Raw genomic sequence first — 18,150 nt, 5'->3', positions numbered from 1 at the left:
ATACTACAAGTGAATATAAATACTGATTTAAAAAAACAAAATACATATGATGCTATTGTTGTAGGATCTGGTATTAGCGGTGGTTGGGCTGCAAAAGAGCTTACCGAAAAAGGATTAAGAGTTTTGATGTTGGAACGCGGAATGAACATCGAGCATGTTAAGGATTATGAATCGGCCATGAAGGATCCATGGGAATTTCAGCATGCAGGTAAACTTACCGAGGAGCAAAAAGCAACGCATCCGGTTCAAACTAGAGATTATCCATACAATGAAGCTACTGAAAAATGGTGGGTAAATGATATTGAATGTCCTTATACCGAAGACAAGCGTTTTGACTGGTACAGAGGATTTCACGTCGGTGGAAAATCTTTAATGTGGGGTCGTCAAAGTTATCGTTTTAGTGATCATAATTTTGAAGATAACGCAAAAGATGGTCACGGTAATGACTGGCCTATCCGTTATAAAGATATATCTCCATGGTATGATTACGCAGAGAAATTTGCCGGTATTAGTGGTCAAAATGAAAATTGGCCTTTATTGCCAGATGGTCATTTTCTGCCGCCAATGGATATGAACTGTGTAGAAAAATCAGTAAAAGAAAGAATTGAGAAACACTACAATAAGTCAAGAATTATGACCATTGGGCGTACAGCAAATTTAACCGTACCTCACAACGGTCGTGGTAGTTGCCAATATAGAAATTTATGCAGTCGCGGCTGTCCGTTTGGCGCATATTTCAGCACGCAATCAGCTACATTACCAGCGGCGATGGCAACCAAAAGATTAACGGTAAGGCCCTACTCTATTGTCAATCATATAATTTATGATAAAGATACCAAAAAGGCAAAAGGTGTAATGGTAATTGATGCAGAAACAAATGAAACCATGGAGTTTTATGCCAAAATTGTTTTTGTAAATGGTTCTACTTTAGGATCAACTTTCATTTTGTTGAATTCAACTTCCGATGCGCATCCTAATGGAATGGGAAATGCGAGCGGACAATTAGGACATAATTTGATGGACCACCATTTCCGTTGCGGAGCAGAGGGTACAGCGGAAGGATTTGAAGATAAGTACACTTACGGTAGGAGAGCTAACGGAATTTATATTCCAAGATACCAAAACGTAGGAAATGATAAAAGAGATTATTTAAGAGGTTTTGGATATCAAGGAGGAGCAAGCAGAGGATTATGGCATAAAGAAGTTGCTGAATTAGCTTTTGGGGGTGATTTCAAAGATAGTATGTCACTTCCTGCTGATTCTTGGAGTATGGGCTTAGGTGGTTTTGGCGAAATGTTACCATATTACGAAAATAAAGTATATATCGATCACAACAAAAAAGATAAATGGGGACAACCTGTTTTAGCAATCGATTGTGAGTATAAGGAGAACGAAGCAAAAATGCGGGAAGATATGATGAATGATGCAGCCGAAATGCTTGAAGCATCTGGAATCAAAAATGTAAAAACGTATGATAATGATTGCTATCCTGGTATGGCTATACACGAAATGGGTACTGCCAGAATGGGTAATGATCCTAAAAATTCTGTGTTAAATAAATGGAATCAAATGCACGAAGTAAGTAATGTTTTTGTTACCGATGGTTCTTGCATGCCTTCTATAGCTTGTCAAAATCCATCACTTACATTTATGGCATTGACGGCACGCGCGTGCGATTATGCTGTAAAGGAATTAAAAAAAGGCAATATTTAGTAAAAAGAAGATGAATAGAAAATTAAAAATGGGTATGGTCGGTGGTGGCCAAGATGCATTTATAGGCGCCATTCACCGCTTAGCTGCTAATATGGATGGCCTTATAGAAATAACTTGTGGTGCGTTAAGTATTAATCCGGTAACGGCGGTAGCATCTGGTAAGGCCTTGTTTTTGGCCGAATCAAGAACCTATCTAACTTACGAAGAAATGTTTAAAGCCGAGGCTGCACTACCAGTTAATGAACGGATGGATTTTGTGACCATTGTTACACCAAATTTCGCACACTTTGCACCAGCGATGATGGCTTTGGATTATGGATTTAATGTAGTGATAGAAAAACCAATTACTTTTTCACTTGAAGAAGCAAAATTATTAAAACAGAAAGTTGAAGAAACAGGTTTGATACTCTGTTTAACACACACCTACTCTGGCTACCCAATGGTGAAACAAGCTAAAGCTATGGTACGGGAAGGAAAACTGGGAAAAATTAGAAAAGTTTGGGTTGAATACCCTCAAGGATGGTTGAGTAAATTATCCGAAAGAGAAGGAAATGCACAAGCAGCTTGGAGAACAGACCCTACAAAGGCTGGAAAAAGCTCTGTAATGGGAGACATTGGAACTCATGCTGCACATTTAGCTGAATATATTACGGGAGCGAAGATTACTGATGTATGTGCAGAATTAAATACCTTAGTCGAAGGACGGGTAATGGATGATGATGGTGCTGTAATGCTAAAATTTGATAATGATGCTAAAGGGGTTTTAATGGCATCGCAAGTTGCTGCAGGCGAAGAAAACGCTTTAAGAATAAGGGTATATGGTGAAAAAGGCGGTATAGAATGGCTGCAACATGATCCAAATACTTTGATTGTAAGATGGTTAGATGAACCTGCACAAATTCTACGAGCTGGTAGTAATTATAGCCATTTATCTTCTTTTGCTACACATAATTGCAGGACTCCAGGAGGGCATCCTGAGGGATATTTAGAAGCTTTTGCTAATATCTATCGTAATTTTGCATTAACACTAAGTTGCAAATTAGATGGTACAGAGCCTACTGCTGAAATGTTAGATTTCCCTTCCGTTGAAGATGGATTAAGAGGAATGGCATTTATAGATAACGTAGTAACATCTTCACAATCTGATAAAAAATGGACTCCTTATATTATGTAATAAAATAGGAATTCATAAAAGTTTTAGACAAAAATAATATGACAACAATACAAGGCCCCGCGGTATTTTTAGCTCAGTTTATTGGTGATGAAGCTCCTTTCAATTCCTTAGATGGGATTTGCAAATGGGCAGCCGATTTAGGTTTTAAAGGTATACAAATGCCAACATTAGACACTCGATTCATCGATTTACAAAAAGCAGCAGAAAGCAAAACTTACGCTGATGAACTTAAAGGTAAGATTGCTTCTTACGGTTTAGAAATAACCGAACTATCCACACATTTACAAGGTCAGTTGGTGGCAGTTCATCCAGCTTACGATGATTTTTTTGATGCATTTGCTCCAAAAAATGTACATGGGAATTCTAAAGCACGACAGGAATGGGCAGTTCAGCAATTGAAATTTGCTGCTAAAGCATCTCAAAATTTAGGATTGAATGCACATGCAACATTTAGTGGTTCTTTACTTTGGCAATATTTTCACCCTTGGCCTCAAAGACCACCGGGTTTGGTCGAAGATGGTTTTGCTGAATTAGCTAAACGATGGCTACCCATCTTAAATGAGTTTGATCAAAATGGTGTTGATCTTTGTTACGAAATTCACCCAGGAGAAGATTTATTTGACGGAGAAACCTACGAAATGTTCTTGAAAGCTGTAAATAATCACTCCAGAGCTTGTATTTTATATGATCCCTCACATTTTGTATTACAGCAGTTAGACTATATACAATACATCGATTTTTATCACGAACGAATTAAAGCCTTTCATGTAAAGGATGCCGAATTTAATCCAACTGGAAAGCAAGGAACTTTTGGAGGGTATCAAAGTTGGGTGAATCGCGCGGGAAGATATCGTTCACCTGGAGATGGCCAAATTGATTTTAAAACGATTTTTAGCAAATTGGCACAATATGATTTTAAAGGTTGGGCAGTAATGGAATGGGAATGCTGCCTTAAAAATCAGGAAGATGGAGCCCGAGAGGGTGCTGAATTTATAAAAAAACACATTATAAAAGTTACAGATAAGGCATTCGATGACTTTGCAGCTGTAGAAACGAATAGAGCATTTAACAGAAAAAACTTAGGATTATAAATTTAAATACAATACAAATGAAATTAAAATATTTATTTTTTGGGGTAGCTTTAGTAAGCTTGACCTCATTTTCTAATGATAACTTAGATACAAAATATAGTGTAGCGACTAAAAAATCGAATACAATTCTTCAATCACCAGATGGTGAAAAATTAATTGCTAAATCTGATTGCGTAGGTTGTCATAAATTAGACAAGAAACTGATAGGTCCCTCCTACTTAGATATTGCAAAAAAATATGCTTCTAATGAAAAAAATGTCAATTATTTGTCCGAAAAAATAATTAAAGGTGGAGCTGGAGTATGGGGAACAATACCAATGGCAGCGCATGCCTCATTAAAAAAAAATGATGCTAAATCAATGGCGATTTACATTTTATCTCTAAAAAAAGCAAGCTAAACGTATAATGATAGGTTGCCGTATAAAATAACGCCTAGTCAACTAATTCATTTTACTACCACTAAATAACCGTATTAAAATAGATGAAAGAAAAAGAAGAAGTCGATAAAATTACGAATAACCGTCGTGATTTTATAAAAACAACGGCTATTGCCGCAGCTGCATTTATGATTGTTCCTCGCCATGTTTTAGGTAGAGGATTTGTGGCGCCGAGCGATCGCTTATCAATTGCTAGTATAGGAGTTGGCGGAAAAGGGAAATCTGATGTAGCTATGTTTGCCAAAAGCGGAAAAGCCGACATTTCATTTTTATGTGATGTCGACACTCGAAGAGCTGCCGAAAGTGTAAAAGCATTTCCAAAAGCCAAATTTTACAAAGATTGGCGTGAAATGTTGGATAAAGAACACAAAAACTTCGATGCCGTTTCTGTGTCCACTCCGGATCACAACCATGCGATCCAAGCTCTTGCAGCCATGCAGTTAGGAAAACATGTGTATGTTCAAAAACCTATGGCGCATGATATTTACGAAGCTCGCATTTTAACTCAAGCAGCTAAAAAATACAAAGTGGTTACACAAATGGGGAATCAAGGTTCTTCAAATGATGGTACTCGAATCATGAAAGAATGGTATGAGGCAGGTTTAATAGGTGATGTTCACACCATTCACGCTTGGACTGACCGTCCGGTTTGGCCGCAAGGTATTCCTTGGTCAGCAAATAAAGCTGAAATTCCAAAAGAATTGGACTGGGATTTGTGGTTGGGTACGGCTCCAAAAAAGGACTATGTAAATAAATTAGTGCCGTTCAATTGGCGCGGATGGTGGGATTATGGAACAGGCGCTTTAGGTGATATGGGCTGTCACTTACTTGAGGCTCCTTTTAGTGTATTAAACTTAAAATATGCAAAGGATGTACAATGCAGTGTTGGTTCTGTTTATGTTGATGAATTTAAAAGAGGCTATTTTCCTGAGAGTTGTCCACCTTCAAGTCATGTAACCCTTACTTTTCCAAAAACGGAAAAAACAATTGGAGACATCACGGTGCATTGGATGGATGGCGGAATTCAACCAGAAAGACCTTCTGAGTTGGGTCCAAATGAAATTTTTGGAGATGGCGGAAATGGAACATTATTTACAGGAACAAAAGGAAAAATGATGTGTGATACATATGGTTTAAATCCTCGTTTACTTCCTCTTACTAAAAATGAAAATATCAATGTAGCTCAAAAATATGCTCGGGTAAAAGACGGTTCTGATGGTCACTATAAACAATGGATTGAAGCTTCTATTGAAGGTTATGGGAAAAAAGAATTAAGTTCTCCCTTTGATATTGCAGGTCCATTAACAGAAGCTTTACTAATGGCAAATCTAGCAATTAGAGGTTATGATATTAAAAAAGAAGAACTTGGCGAAGATGTTTATCCGGGAGGCTCTGCAAAATTATTATGGGATAATACCAATATGAGAATTACAAATTTTGATGATGTCAATCAATTTATTAAACGCGAGTATCGTCAGGGTTGGAAAGCTCTGACTCTGTAAATTAAAAAATTAAAAATACAAAAGATGATTAAAAATATTTGTACTTCATTAATTCTAATGATAATGATTCAAACAACAAATGCTCAAGCTGTACCGAAAGGATTTAAATCAATATTTGACGGACAATCTACAACAGGATGGCATTCTTATGGAAAAACTACCGCTGGTTCCGCCTGGAAAGTAGAAGACGGTGTACTACATTTTGACCCGACAGAAGCTAAGAACGGTCAGGGCGGCGATCTAGTTACTGATATCGAATATGCAAATTTTCATTTAAAATTAGAATGGAAAGTGGCTGCAAATGCTAACAGTGGTATTATTTTCTTTGTGAATGAGGATTTAACAAAATTTAAAAATACCTATGAAACTGGGTTGGAAATGCAGGTATTGGATAATGATGGGCATCCTGATGGGAAAATAACAAAACATCGTGCTGGTGACTTATATGATTTGATCAAAAGTACCTCGGAACCTGTAAAAGCTGTAGGAGAATGGAATTCTGTAGATATTGTATGCAAATTTGGAAAACTAACCATGTTGCTTAATGGGGTAAAAGTAGTTGAGACAACACTTTGGGATGATAATTTTAAATCTTTAGTTTCAGGAAGTAAATTTGCTACTTGGCCTGGGTTTGCGGCTTTCAAAAAAGGTAAAATTGCATTACAAGATCACGGAAATAATGTTTGGTTCAGAAACATCATGATTAAAGAATGGAATTCAATGAATATAACTACAGGATGCGAAAACGGTATGTAGTTGTAAATAATAAATAACCAAATTACTAACCATTAAAATAATAAACCAAAAAAATATATGAATACAACTATCCGACTTAAATTATCAATAATGATGTTTCTGGAATTTTTCATCTGGGGAGCCTGGTTTGTAACCCTTGGGACTTTTCTGGGAAATAATCTGAAGGCTTCCGGTTCAGAAACTGCAGCTATTTTTTCGACACAATCATGGGGTGCTATTGTTGCTCCTTTTATAGTTGGTTTAATTGCAGATCGTTACTTTAATGCGGAGAAAATTTTAGGAATATTACATTTAGTAGGTGCCTTTTTAATGTATCAAATGTACCAGTCAGAGGAGGTTGGAATGTTTTATACCTATGTTTTAAGCTATATGATTTTGTATATGCCAACTTTAGCATTAGTAAATTCAGTTTCTTTTAATCAAATGAAAGATCCGGAGAAAGAGTTTGCAAGTATCAGGGTTTGGGGAACGATCGGCTGGATTTTGGCTGGTTTGTCTATTAGTTTTATTTTCCATTGGGATGCTGCTGCAGCTGTTTCAGGTGGAATGCTTAAAAACACATTCCTTTTGGCAGGAATAGCAGCTTTCGTTTTAGGAATCTTTAGTTTTACATTGCCTGCTACACCTCCAAAAGTAAGTGAGGAAAAAATTAAAATAGGAGATATAATAGGTCTTGACGCTTTAAAACTGTTGAAGGATAAAAACTTCGCTGTCTTTTTCATCTCGTCTATTCTTATTTGTATTCCGCTCGCTTTTTATTATCAAAATGCGCATCCATTTTTAACAGAAGCAGGAGTCACAAATCCTACAGGAAAAATGGCAATTGGTCAAATATCCGAAGCATTATTTTTATTATTAATTCCAGTATTTTTTAGTCGTTTTGGATTTAAAAAAACAATTTTGATTGGTATGCTGGCTTGGGCCATACGTTACGTTTTGTTTGCTTATGGTAATGGCGGAGATTTAAGTTTCATGCTTATTTTAGGTATTGCATTACACGGTATATGTTATGATTTTTTCTTTGTTTCGGGTCAAATATATACGAATTCTAAAGCGGGAGAAAAATATAAAAGCGCTGCGCAAGGTTTAATCACGTTAGCGACTTACGGAGTTGGAATGTTAATTGGTTTTGCCGTTGCTGGTTGGATAACTGATAATTATAAAACGGTAGAAGGTACGATAAATTGGGAAATGGTATGGATTATTCCTGCTGGAATTGCTTTTGCTGTATTTGTACTTTTTGCACTTCTATTTAATGAAAAAAACAAAGTAGAAGAAACTACTTCTGCTGTATAAAATTAAATATGGATACTAATTTAAATAGAAGGTCTGCTATAAAAGGAATTCTTGCCGGAACAGCTGCAATGACAATTCCTACTGGTTTTTCTGCTTTGGCTATGCCAAAAGTTAAAACCGACATGACACCTATTATTTTAAAGGGAAACATAAATCATTCCGTTGCGCGTTGGTGTTTTGACGACTTTGATTTAGAAAATCTTTGTATCGAAGTAAAAAAAATGGGAATTACTGGTATTGATTTAGTTGGACCTAAAGATTGGCCTATACTAAAGAAATATGATTTAGTTTCCACCATGTGCAATGGAGCAGAAATTAATTTAGTTGACGGATTCAATGATATCAAATTCCATGAGGTCCTCATTAAGAATTATACAGAAATGATCCCGCTTGTAGCAAAAGCAGGATACAAAAATCTAATTTGCTTTAGCGGAAGCCGACGAGGAAAAACGGATGAAGAAGGTTGGACCAATTGTCTAATAGGTTTACAAAAGCTGATTCCATTAGCAGAAAAATATAATGTAACATTGGTAATGGAACTTTTAAACAGTAAAATTGACCATAAAGATTATCAATGCGATAGAACATACTGGGGAGTAGAATTAGCTAAACGTTTGAATTCTGAAAATTTCAAATTGCTTTATGATATTTACCATATGCAGATTGATGAAGGTGATGTAATCAGAAACATTAGAGATAACCATCACTATATCGCACATTTTCATACAGCCGGAGTTCCAGGTAGAAATGAAATAGACGAAACTCAGGAACTAAATTATCCGGCAATAATGAAAGCGATTGCGCAAACTGGTTACAAAGGTTTTGTAGGTCAGGAATTTATTCCTAAAAACGTAGAGAAACTAGTTTCTTTGAAGCAGGCCATTGTAATTTGTGATATTTAAACTAATTTAAAAAATAACTCATGATAAAAAGAAGAGAATTTTTAATTAATACGGGTTTAGCTTTAGGCGCATTAGCCATTGCTCCTTCATTTGCTTTTGAATCAAAAAAGAGAGCCATTGGAATTCAATTATGGACCCTGCGAGATACTTTACCAAAAGATGTAAAAGGGGTTTTAGCCCAGGTTGGAAAAGCTGGTTTCTCAGAAGTAGAAACTTTTGGTTATTCGGTAGACAAAGGTTTTTTTGGTACTTCCGTACATGATTTTAAATCGATACTTAATGATAATGGTTTGAAAGCGACTAGTAATCATTTCGATTTTAATTCCATGATCAAAGATGGTTCTACTGATTTATTAAAATCGTACATAGAAACAGCAAACCATTTAGGAAGTGAGTATATTACTGTACCTTATGTTATTGCAGAATTGAGAGGTAAAAGCGGTGATGATTACAAAAAACTAGCTTTACAAATAAATAAATTTGGAGAGCTTTGTAAAACAGGAGGTTTAAAATTAGCGTACCACAATCATGATTTCGAATTTACTAAATTTGGTCCTACTAACGGTTATGAGATTTTATTGAATGAAACGGATAAAAACTTAGTTGATTTTGAAATGGATTTGTACTGGGTAATTCGTTCTGGAAATGATCCGTTGCAATTATTCAAAAAATATCCCGGACGTTTTAAAATGTGGCATGTGAAAGATATGGATAAAGTTAATCCAGATTGGAATGCCGAAATAGGAACGGGAAAAATCGATTTCAAATCGATTTTTGCAGAAGCTAAACTTTCAGGAATGAAGCGTTTCTTTTTGGAACACGAATCAAACTACAAACCTAATCCAATAGAATCTGCTATAAAAAGTTTTAACTACATTAAGAAAAACCTAATCTAAACATTTTGATAAATAATAAAAAAAGGGATACTTACATATCCCTTTTTTTTTACCACTTTTCTACTCCCAATAATTTTTTTCCAAGTTCACTAAGTTCTGCTGTTTTATATTTCGTTTGCTCCCAATTTCTAGGATCTCCAGGAAACGCATATCCTTCTGGAGCGATTCTGTTTTTCCATGAGTTCACGCGCCATTGACGTAATTCCTCATTATCCTCTTCTGCAGGCATCATAGAAATATATTGTGCCATTCTTACTTTGTCTTTTGTAATATTGGGACGTATACCATGAGGTTGAGTGCTATTAAAAATTAGTAAATCACCTGCTTCCATTTTTACTTTTACAAGTTTATCTTCCAGTCCAGTAACATCAGGCTTAAAATGATTTCTATCTTCGGGTTGTGTCAGTTTCCAAGTGTCATAATTTCGATATAACTCAGGAATGCACTGAAAACCACCCATATTTTCATCGGTTTGATCTGCCAAAGCAAGAACTCCTTGCACATTTTGCGGTTTTGTTTCCGGATCATAATCCCAATGTATGAATCCTTTGAACTCATAACCAGGTCTAACTGGCAAATTGAGATTAGCTCTGTCAATTGTAACCCATAATTTTTCGGTTCCCCAAATATCAACAAAAGCATCGTATACTTTTTGCATTTGTCGGTTATCCCATTGATATTGATGGTTGTATACTTCTATCATACCACTATTAGTAAGCTCTTTCATTTGCATTTCGGCTCTGGGCGGAGCATACCAAGTTTCGGGATCATTTTGATTTTTTTCTTCAAATTCCCATAAAAAATTAGCCATTTTTTTAGCATTTCCTTTTGGCACTGCATTTTTTATAACTATGTACCCATTCTCAATCCAAAATTTCCAATCTTCTTCTGTAAGCAAACGTAAAGGCATGCCATTTGACCGGTCATTTAATTTGGATGTGCTCGATTTTGCTGTTGATGGATTCCCCGGAATATCTTTGTGAGCGTTATTTGGTGTCATTGTTGGCGTCATTATTTTATCATTCTTTTCCATTTTTCTGATATTTAGTGTTATTACTATTTCAAAATTAGAAAAATAGAATACTAAAAACTTCCACAAAATTTACCGCTATTTGTACAATATTGCTTTTTTTTAGTACTTTTAATCCTTTGCATGTATATTTTTGAGCAATTAAAGTATTAATAGGGTTATGAAAATAGTTTTTGAAGATATAAAAAGATTAGCCGGCAGTTCATTTAGAATCTTAGTTAATCCAAAACTGAATGATTTTTACTATTGGCATTTCCATCCCGAATTTGAATTAACTTTCATTGTTGCTCCAAATGGAACAAGACGTGTGGGAAATCATGTGGGAGGTTTTGAAGGAAGTGATTTGGTTTTTATAGGTTCTAATATTCCACATTTGAATTTTGATTATGGAATTAAAACCGAATATGAAAAAGTTGTTTTGCAGATAAAGGAAGATTTTTTTAAAAACGATTTTGTTACAACTCCTGAATTAGCTTCCATCTATCAATTATTCGAGAACTCCAAAAATGTGATTTGCTTTCATGGAACTGTAAAAGAAAAAATTGGCAAAAGACTTCAAAAAATTCATTTATTATCACACTTCGAACAATTTATAGAAGTATTATCTTTATTTCAAATTTTGGCTACATCAGATGAAATCACTCTTTTACATGATAAACCATTTGAAAATTTATATAACAATAAAGAGCAATTGCGACTCAAAATAGTCTATAAATTTATTGAAAACAATTACCAAAGACTTGTTTCCATTGAAGAAATGGCAAAACTGACCCATTTGTCAAAAGCTGCTTTTTGTCGTTATTTTAAGAAAATGACACGCTTAACATTTACAGAATTTTTGAATCAGTATCGAATTGAACAAGCTAAAAGGCTTTTAAAAAGTGATAAAAATGTAACTGAAACTTGTTACGAATGCGGTTTTGAAAGTCTATCCTATTTTAATAGAATTTTCAAAAAAGTAGTAGGTGAAAATCCAATTCAGTTTAAAAAAAGATAAAAGGATGTGTTACTTAATTTTCTAAAAACACATCCTCCTATTTGTTATTATTCCGATATATTAAATCCTGCAACGTAGAAATTTTTGTCTATTTCTAGTTTTGAATTTTCAGTCTTAGCCGGAATTCCTTTCCATTCTGTTCCTGGCTTCAATAATTCATCTTTTCCATTCAAAGTTACTTTAACTGCCATGTTAAAATTAGGAACACAATTACTCCAACGATATCCAAGAAGGTTATCTTTGAAAAAATATTCTAATGTTGGAATTCTAACGTCTCGTAAATATTGATTGAAGAATGGATTTAAATCTAGGCTAACTTGTTGACTTAAGTAATCTTCAATTTGTTTTGTAGTAACTGTTTGATGATAAAAAGTGCTGTTCAAACCTCTTAATATTTTTCTCCATTTTGTATCATCGTTGACAATTTGGCGCAAAGTATGTAGCATATTTGCTCCCTTGTAATACATATCACTGGAACCTTCATTGTTGACATCATATTTTCCAATTATTGGTTTGTCATTTTGAATGTTCTTTCTTAAGCCTCTAATGTAAGTGTAAGCCGGTTCTTTACCGTAATAATATTCAAGAAAAAGACTCTCGGAATAGTCTGTAAAACTTTCATGAATCCACATGTCAGCAATATCTTTGTAGGTGATATTATTAGCAAACCACTCATGACCTGATTCATGAATAATAATGTAATCAAATTTTAAACCCCAACCTGTTCCGCTCAAATCTCTTCCTAAATATCCGTTCTTAAAACCATTGCCGTACGTTACGCTACTTTGATGTTCCATCCCTAAGTATGGGGCTTCAACTAATTTATAACTGTCTTCATAAAATGGATAAGGTCCAAACCAGTGCTCAAAAGCTTTCAACATTCTTGGCGCGTCTTGAAATTGTTTTTTTGCTTTGTCAAGATTATTTCTCAAAACATAATACGTGCAATCCAAATCTCCTTTTTCGCCTTTAAATTTTTCTGAAAAAGTAACGTAATCGCCAATATTGATATTCACTCCATAATTATTAATGGGATTTGATACCAACCAATTATAGGTTTTGGTACCATCTTTCAACTCGGTTACACTTTGCAAACGGCCGTTCGATACATCCATTAAACCTTTTGGAACATTCACGCTTATTAGCATGCCCTCAACCTCGTCATACATGTGATCTTTATTTGGCCACCAAATACTTGCACCCAGTCCTTGACATGAAGAAGCAATAAAGGGATTGCCATTACTGTCTTTTTTCCAAGTGATTCCTCCATCCCAAGGTGGATTAACAGCCTCTTTGGGTTTTCCTCCGTAATATACGATTACCTCTTTTGTTGAACCAATTTTTTGTGGAGCAACCAAATCAATAAAAAAAACATTTCCTTCTCTTTTGTATTTTAGTTCTTTTCCGTCCTGAATAACCTTATCGATTTCCATAGGATTTTGCAAATCAATTTGCATACGGTTGTATTCTTGTACTACCTGATATCGTATGGTGTTAGAGCCAGTAATAGTTTTGTCCAAAGGATTTACTTTAATGTCAAGATGATAATATTTGACATCCCACCAAGCTCTTTCTTTGGTGATACTTCCTCGTAAAGAATCTTGTCTATTAAATACTTGTTCTTTAATTCCAAGGAGCCCTTGCGCACTAGCACTATTAAAAAGGAAAAATGAAAAACAAATGAGACTTAAATATCTTTTCATAAATTTGAAATGTTGAAATAAAATATAAATTAATTTTTATAGAATTAATGCAATTTAGAAACTGAGTTTTGTTCTACGACAGCTGTAAAATCATTGGCTAAACGATTACAATAATCTTCTAACAACTCTAAAATCCTTAGCTGCTTATCCGATTTTACAATCAATCCTGCATGAAATTCCAGTGGAACTCTAAAGCATACTTCAGGGTCTGAAAAAGATGATAAATCCGGATGCTGGAATTTTGACAAAGTCAAAACAATTCCTGCATACCCTTTTTTTACTTTTGGTAAAATGTATTTTGTCTTCTTCACCAATGCATCTTCAATAGCTGCCCATTCTTTCCATAAATTAATATTTGAAGCTTCGGCCACCATTTCTGCGAGATGCGCTCCTCCTACTCGAGATGAAGTTTCTAGAAAATAGATTTGTCCATTGTCATTGCTTTTAATAAATTCGGTATGGGCAGCACCATGTTTCAAACCAAAGCCTTTTAATACTTGCTCATTTATCTTTTTTATAGCTTTGTCATCTTCAGAATTGTAAACAATATTGGCAGAACGGAAAACACCTCCGCCTTGCGAAATTTCCATAGGCGTAGCTAAATATTTCGATGCCAAACTAAAGATAACTTTACTATTTGAGATCAAACTATCACAGTGATACACATCGCCAGGTTTGAATTGTTCTAATAAATATTTAAATCTATTATTACCCATTTCATTAATATGGATCCACAAACTCTCTTTATCATACACTTTTATAATCCCCGCGGCCGAAGCTTCAGAACGAGGCTTTAATACCCATGGAGCGTCAATGGTTTCAGCAAAAGTATTGATGTCATGATCATTAAATAAGGAACAAAAAGCAGGAATTGGAATACCACAGCTCTTAGCTCTCATTCGCATCGCGAGCTTATCTCTAAAATAACGTCCTGTGGTTTGTCCCATTCCATCAATTCGCAGATTTTCTCTGAGATAAGTTGCTTTTTCAACATCATAATCATCCAAAGCGACAATAGCATCAATTTTTGTGGACTTCATAAAATTCCCAACACCCAATAATAAATGCTCTAAATTCCAATCGACATCCTGACCTTCCATATAAAAAATCTCATCAATGTATGGATGTGGCCATGGTTTATCTCTCAGTTTTTCGCTTGTCACTAAATAGACTTTATTCCCCAGCTTTTTTAAATTAATTAAAAAATCGGCACCTTTGAAATAATTTGAAATACAAAGGAAGGTTTTAGAGTTTTCCATACGTTATAAATTTTCAATGAATTTAGTTAATAAATGAACTCCATAAGCCGTTGCATGTTTGCTTTTAGCAAATTCATCATCATTAAATGTGACACCGGCAACATCCAGATGTGCCCACGCTTTATGTTCTTGGGTAAAATATTCTAAAAATTTAGCTGCACTTATTGCTCCTGCAACTGGTTTTCCGCTATAATTTTTTACATCGGCTATGTCGCTTTCAATGTCTGATTTATAAACATCCCAAAGTGGTAAAGGCCACAAACGCTCTCCAATCGCATCTCCGTTTTCTTGCAATTTCTTGGCCATTTCTTCACTATTAGTAAACAAAGCGCCACATTCATAACCAAAAGTACCAACGCTGCTTCCGGTAAGCGTTGCAATATCTATAATATATTCTGGTTTAAAATTTTTAATCAAATAAGATAATCCATCGGCTAAAACGAGTCGGCCTTCTGCGTCAGTGTCAATTATTTCTATTGAATGTCCGCTATAACTATGAATCACATCACTAGGTACAAATGATTTAGCATCAACTGAATTTTCTGCGCAGGGAACAATCGCAGTTACTTTAACTGGCAATTGCAAATCAGCAATCAATTGCATGGCTCCAAATACAGCAGCACCCCCAGCCATATCGCACTTCATATGAACCATTCCTGCCGTTTTTATATTTAATCCTCCAGTATCAAAGGTTATTCCTTTTCCCACCAATCCAACATGTTTTATGTGTTCCACTTCGGCTGTAGGAGTGTAATTCATAATGATAAATTGAGGTTCATTTTCACTTCCTTTTCCAACGGCCAAAAATGCACCAAGACCAACTATTTTTGAAGCTTCATAACCGAGAACTTCTACTTCAAATCCATATTTTTCTCCTGTTTCCTTCGCCCAAGTAGCCAAGTATTTTGGATTAATTGTGTTGGGTGGTAAATCGACCAAATTAAAGGCTGCTAATTGTGCTTTGGCAATTTTGATTCCTTTTTTGGCTGCAGCCAAATAATCCTTTTCAGAAACCAAATTCAAAGTAAAATCAGGATCTAAAAAAGGATGCTCTTTTTTCTCTGATTTAAAATGACCTAAATCATAAGTTCCTAAAAGCAAACCTGAAATCATGGCTTCTACTTGATCCTGAGTAAATTGTTCCAGTATTACTAAAGCAACATTAGAACTAAAACTATCTTGTTGTTTGTACGAAATTCGACGAAAAACAGTTTTCAAAGATTTATAATCTATCGTTTTTCCTACTCCTATAAAAACATGTGTATTATCATTTTGCTCTGCTAAATAGTGCGTGTCTTTTTTACCAAAAAAAACTTTCGAACTAATTTCAAGTCCATTAAATTTGATAGGAACAATACTTTTTGAGTACGTTTCAAAAGCTGGAATTAAAATTGTTCCTGAAAAATTATCTAAGTTTGCTACTGTATTTATTTTCATTTGTTCTAGTAATTTTTTTAAAATTTTTGATTGAAACGCATAAGTGCATTATGCTTTATTTATTTTAGACTCGATAAATCGTATTTCTACTTTGAATTAAAAAACAACCATTCTATAGCTTTTGGAAATTCATCACTCCAATAGGTTTCGCTATGTTTCCCTTGTATGTTAATGCTTAAATTAATCTTTGATTTGTCCTTAATAAAATCGCTTGAAATTAAATCATTTTCAAACTTTTTCACGTGCTCGATCATGGTTTCACTTTCATCTCCACCCGCATACAAATATACTTTTGTATCTGCCGAGAAGGCCTTTTTTGGATTAATTTTTAGTTCAGGAACTACCCAAAGTGATGGCGAAAAAATCATTAATTTTCCATAAACTTCAGGGTTTCGCAACCCACTGAAAATACTGATTAATCCACCCATCGAACTTCCTCCAATTCCGGTAAATTCCCGTTCTTTTTTGGTCCTGAAATTACGGTCGACGTATGGTTTTAATGTATCAGTTACAAAACGGATGTATTTTTTGCCTTGTCCTTTTCCTAATACTGTTTTACCGACATTGTATTCTTTTACACGATCTTCTTCCGCATGTTCTATAGCAATTATAATAATTTTTCCAATTTTATATTCTGACATAACTGCCAGTTTTTTATCAATTTCCCAATTACCAAATTCGGCTGATTCATTGAATAAATTTTGGGCATCCTGCAAATACATGACCGGATAACTTTCACTTGAATTGTCATAATCATGAGGTAACAAAGCCCAAATCTTTCTTGTTTTGTTGAGTTGTGGGATTTCAAATTCATCTGAAATCAACTGAATTTGCGGCAAAAAAGATTGTTTAAATGGCAACCAATTTTTTCTCCATCTTGCTACATGTTCCTTTTGAACACCTGTATGATTTGTCGTTGTACGATTTTCGGTACGATTACCATGGCTGTCGATTTCTACTTCACTCCAATCCCCTTTTGTAAATTTATATAAAAGCTCAACAGGATAATCAAAATCGTGTGTGAATTTATAATGATATTGACCAACGCCAATTTTCTCCATCATAAACTCTTTATCCTGCGTACGCCAATTATTGAAATTTCCCGAAATATAAACAGGTCGTGAATCATCTTCGTCGGTTGTTAGGATTATATACAAACCAGTATTTATTATTGGATTATCTAATTCTTGTGTAAAGGTGGTATTGTCTGTATTCATCACTTGCATTATTCTTACTTATATTTTAAAATAAATAGTAAATATAGTCGATTGCGATTTGAAATAAAAGAAAAAAGAAAACCCAATAGCAAATGAATTTCCTATTGGGTTTGTATTGGTGAAAAACGATTTGTTTTTTTTTATTTCTGTCTACTTTTTAAAACTTCCACAACATCATTTAGCTTAAAACCTTTGGCTTGCAATAAAATAAGGTAGTGAAAAAGCAAATCAGCACTTTCACTCAAAAACAAATCATCGTTATCATCTTTGGCTTCAATTACCACTTCAATCGCTTCCTCCCCTACTTTTTGGGCAATTTTATTGATTCCTAATTTGAATAAAGAAGCCACGTAACTTTTCTCTGAATCAGCATTTTCTCTTCGAAGTTCGATTGTATCTTCTAAATTCGAAATAAAGCCATAATCAGCTTTATTTTCGTCTGCCCAGCAAGTATCAGTTCCTTTATGACAGGTTGGTCCTTCTGGTTTTACCTGAATCAACAAGGTATCGTTATCACAGTCGTTTTTGATGTCAATTAGATTCAGAAAATTGCCACTTTCCTCACCTTTTGTCCAAAGTCGTTGTTTTGTGCGACTATAAAATGTTACTTTCTTAGTATCAACCGTTTTTTGATACGCTTCGGCATTCATAAAACCCAACATCAAAACCGTTTTGGTTTCGCTGTCTTGAATTATGGCTGGAATTAATCCGTCTGTATTTTTTGAGAAATCTATATTCAT

Annotated in this window: 16 protein-coding genes; 10 read left to right on the top strand and 6 right to left on the bottom strand. The window is 34.7% G+C overall.

Annotated features, from left to right (window positions below; all coding sequences use genetic code 11):
* Positions 1-9: 9 nt before the first annotated feature.
* The 9 genes from BUC23_RS09145 (at position 10) to BUC23_RS09105 (ending at position 9,767) form a co-directional block, all read left to right on the top strand.
* Entirely contained in the window at positions 10-1,713 is a 1,704-nt protein-coding gene (locus BUC23_RS09145) for a GMC oxidoreductase (protein WP_073208713.1), read from the top strand.
* Between the two features lie 28 nt (positions 1,714-1,741).
* Positions 1,742-2,887, top strand: a complete 1,146-nt coding sequence (locus tag BUC23_RS09140) for a Gfo/Idh/MocA family protein (RefSeq protein WP_208609314.1) — start codon at positions 1,742-1,744, stop codon at positions 2,885-2,887.
* A 38-nt stretch (positions 2,888-2,925) separates the two neighbouring features.
* Positions 2,926-3,978, top strand: coding sequence for a sugar phosphate isomerase/epimerase family protein (locus tag BUC23_RS09135; RefSeq protein ID WP_073208709.1), 1,053 nt, complete (start codon positions 2,926-2,928; stop codon positions 3,976-3,978).
* A 17-nt stretch (positions 3,979-3,995) separates the two neighbouring features.
* A complete protein-coding gene (locus tag BUC23_RS09130; RefSeq protein WP_073208707.1) occupies positions 3,996-4,376 on the top strand; it encodes a c-type cytochrome in 381 nt (126 codons plus the stop codon).
* Between the two features lie 83 nt (positions 4,377-4,459).
* Positions 4,460-5,917: a Gfo/Idh/MocA family protein gene (locus BUC23_RS09125; RefSeq protein WP_073208706.1), complete on the top strand. Its 1,458-nt coding sequence runs from the start codon at positions 4,460-4,462 to the stop codon at positions 5,915-5,917.
* A 24-nt stretch (positions 5,918-5,941) separates the two neighbouring features.
* Positions 5,942-6,673 (top strand): 3-keto-disaccharide hydrolase, encoded by a 732-nt coding sequence (locus BUC23_RS09120; protein WP_073208704.1) that lies wholly within the window; start codon positions 5,942-5,944, stop codon positions 6,671-6,673.
* Positions 6,674-6,730: 57 nt separating this feature from the next.
* Positions 6,731-7,969 (top strand): nucleoside permease, encoded by a 1,239-nt coding sequence (locus tag BUC23_RS09115; RefSeq protein WP_073208702.1) that lies wholly within the window; start codon positions 6,731-6,733, stop codon positions 7,967-7,969.
* 8 nt (positions 7,970-7,977) lie between these two features.
* Positions 7,978-8,871, top strand: coding sequence for a hydroxypyruvate isomerase family protein (locus tag BUC23_RS09110; protein ID WP_073208700.1), 894 nt, complete (start codon positions 7,978-7,980; stop codon positions 8,869-8,871).
* 20 nt (positions 8,872-8,891) lie between these two features.
* Positions 8,892-9,767: a sugar phosphate isomerase/epimerase family protein gene (locus BUC23_RS09105; RefSeq protein WP_073208698.1), complete on the top strand. Its 876-nt coding sequence runs from the start codon at positions 8,892-8,894 to the stop codon at positions 9,765-9,767.
* 49 nt (positions 9,768-9,816) lie between these two features.
* On the opposite strand, the gene BUC23_RS09100 is transcribed toward BUC23_RS09105, so the two are convergent.
* On the bottom strand, positions 9,817-10,800 hold the full coding sequence (locus BUC23_RS09100; RefSeq protein WP_073208695.1) for a phytanoyl-CoA dioxygenase family protein: 984 nt from the start codon (positions 10,798-10,800) through the stop codon (positions 9,817-9,819).
* 157 nt (positions 10,801-10,957) lie between these two features.
* Here BUC23_RS09100 and BUC23_RS09095 point away from each other — a divergent pair, with 157 nt between their 5' ends.
* Positions 10,958-11,794: an AraC family transcriptional regulator gene (locus tag BUC23_RS09095; RefSeq protein ID WP_073208693.1), complete on the top strand. Its 837-nt coding sequence runs from the start codon at positions 10,958-10,960 to the stop codon at positions 11,792-11,794.
* A gap of 47 nt (positions 11,795-11,841) precedes the next feature.
* Here BUC23_RS09095 and BUC23_RS09090 read toward each other — a convergent pair whose 3' ends face one another.
* The 5 genes from BUC23_RS09090 to hisIE form a co-directional block, all read right to left on the bottom strand.
* Positions 11,842-13,497, bottom strand: coding sequence for a M1 family metallopeptidase (locus BUC23_RS09090; protein WP_073208691.1), 1,656 nt, complete (start codon positions 13,495-13,497; stop codon positions 11,842-11,844).
* Positions 13,498-13,541: 44 nt separating this feature from the next.
* Positions 13,542-14,756, bottom strand: a complete 1,215-nt coding sequence (locus BUC23_RS09085; RefSeq protein WP_073208690.1) for an ATP-grasp domain-containing protein — start codon at positions 14,754-14,756, stop codon at positions 13,542-13,544.
* A 3-nt stretch (positions 14,757-14,759) separates the two neighbouring features.
* Positions 14,760-16,193 carry a leucyl aminopeptidase family protein gene (locus tag BUC23_RS09080; protein WP_073208688.1) on the bottom strand — a complete coding sequence of 478 codons (1,434 nt, stop codon included), beginning with the start codon at positions 16,191-16,193 and terminating at the stop codon, positions 14,760-14,762.
* Between the two features lie 86 nt (positions 16,194-16,279).
* Entirely contained in the window at positions 16,280-17,410 is a 1,131-nt protein-coding gene (locus tag BUC23_RS09075) for an alpha/beta hydrolase (protein ID WP_073208901.1), read from the bottom strand.
* Positions 17,411-17,550: 140 nt separating this feature from the next.
* Positions 17,551-18,150 carry a bifunctional phosphoribosyl-AMP cyclohydrolase/phosphoribosyl-ATP diphosphatase HisIE gene (gene hisIE, locus BUC23_RS09070; RefSeq protein WP_073208686.1) on the bottom strand — a complete coding sequence of 200 codons (600 nt, stop codon included), beginning with the start codon at positions 18,148-18,150 and terminating at the stop codon, positions 17,551-17,553.

Source organism: Flavobacterium xinjiangense, assembly GCF_900142885.1.
Classification (GTDB): Bacteria; Bacteroidota; Bacteroidia; order Flavobacteriales; family Flavobacteriaceae; genus Flavobacterium; species Flavobacterium xinjiangense.
Note: the sequence above shows the minus strand (reverse complement) of the source record. Positions and strands in the feature narration are given on the sequence as shown.